Source organism: Aeromicrobium sp. PFPM2_SD2 (assembly GCF_057364525.1).
The window spans coordinates 1-1,605 of record NZ_JBNFNZ010000518.1; the positions used below are offsets into that span (position 1 = coordinate 1).

3 protein-coding genes are annotated in these 1,605 nt (G+C 77.8%); all 3 read left to right on the top strand.

What is annotated here, in order from left to right; all coding sequences use genetic code 11:
- The first annotated feature begins 679 nt into the window (after window positions 1-679).
- Window positions 680-1,204, top strand: a complete 525-nt coding sequence (locus AC2W7G_RS15810; protein WP_485869280.1) for a DNA-3-methyladenine glycosylase family protein — start codon at window positions 680-682, stop codon at window positions 1,202-1,204.
- The gene (locus AC2W7G_RS15815) at window positions 1,186-1,359 is read left to right on the top strand and encodes a hypothetical protein (RefSeq protein WP_485869281.1); all 174 of its coding nucleotides are present in this window, start codon (window positions 1,186-1,188) and stop codon (window positions 1,357-1,359) included. The genes AC2W7G_RS15810 and AC2W7G_RS15815 overlap by 19 nt, the downstream gene beginning before the upstream one ends.
- Window positions 1,359-1,605, top strand: a 247-nt coding sequence (locus tag AC2W7G_RS15820; RefSeq protein WP_485869282.1) for a maleylpyruvate isomerase N-terminal domain-containing protein, incomplete at its 3' end; no start/stop codon positions are given. The genes AC2W7G_RS15815 and AC2W7G_RS15820, both read left to right, overlap by 1 nt.

Sequence of the window (1,605 nt, forward strand, 5' to 3'; positions counted from 1 at the left end):
GGACCTGCGGGTGCGCGCCCGGAGCGACGCCCGCCTGCCCCACGGACACCGTCGCCCCTCCTGCGCGCGCTCGCCCGGGCCAGGCTGGACCCGGCGTCAGCGGGACGCTCCCGCGTGTGGCGGTGCAGACCGACGACACGTACCTGTGGCTCAGTGCGGCCGGCGCCGCGGAGCAGCTCGCCCTGCTCGAGCCCACCGTGCGGACCATGAGCGCCGCCGGCGCGACCCTGCGGCCGGGGTTCTCCCCCGATCGGCCGAACTGGCTGGACGGCTCCCGGCCGTCGGGGGCGTCCTGCCACCTGCTCGTCAGCGTCCCGCCCGAGCGCCGCCGTGACGCCGAGCCGCTCCTGCGCACCGGCTGCAGCGGCTGGCCCTGGCCGGTCCCGTCGCCCCGGCGGCCGGCTGAGCCCGCCGCCGTCGGACGAGCGTGTCAGGCTGGGGACATGCAGCCTGACGTCGACGCCGTGGTGGAGCTCGGCTTCGGCGTCGACATGCGCCGCACCCTGGCCCCCCTGCGTCGCGGGCCCGGTGACCCGACGATGCGCGTCACCGACGCGGCCACGTGGCGCACGAGCCGCATGCCGACCGGCACCGTCACCTACGCGCTCACCCAGGTCGACCCGCGCCGCGTCCGGGGTGCGCGCGTGGGGCGACGGGCGCCGCCGAGCTCCTCGCCGGCGTGCCCGACCTGCTCGGCGCGCGGGACGACCCGAGCGGGTTCGAGCCGATCCACCCGCTGCTGGCCGACGCCCACCGCCGCTTCCCCGGCGTGCGCGTGCCCGCCACGCACCGCGTCATGGAGGCGCTGGTGCCGGCGATCATCGAGCAGAAGGTCGTCGGGCTGGACGCGTTCGCCTCGTTCCGGCGGCTGGTCACCCGCCTGGGCGACCCGGCACCCGGCCCCGCCCCCGCCGGCATGCGGGTGTTCCCCACCGCCGAGACCTGGGCCGCGATCCCCTCCTGGGAGTGGCACCGGGCCGGGGTCGGTCCCGAGCGCGCCCGCACGCTGCAGGCGGCGACCCGACTGGCCGCCAGCATCGAGCGGCTGGGCACCGACGACCCCGCTCGCGTGTACGCCGGCCTGCGCTCGATCCGCGGGATGGCGTCTGGACCGCCGCCGAGGTGGGCCAGCGCGCGCTCGGCGACCCGGACGCCGTCTCCATCGGCGACTACCACCTGCCCGCCGTGGTCGGCATCCCGCTGACCGGCCGGCCGCTCCCCGAGGACGAGGTGGAGACCTTCCTCGAGCCGTGGCGGCCGCACCGCTGGCGCGTCTTCCGGCTGCTCGGGCTGAGCCCGCTCGCGCCGGCGCCGCGCCGCGGGCCCCGCATGTCCCGCATCGACTACCGGGCGATCTGATGACCGCCGACGTCCCCGGCCTGCTCGCGCAGACGTACGCCCTCGTCACCGAGGTCGTGCGCGAGCCCGACGCCTGGCACCGCCCCACCCGCACCGACTGGGACGTCCAGGAGCTGCTGATGCACCTGCTGCTCGACGCCCGCCGCGCCCTGGTCACGCTCGGCACGCCGGCCGACGGGGTGCCCGACACCGACCGGGTGTCGTACTGGCGCGGGTTCGGCCGCAGGACAGCCGACGGCGCCCGGG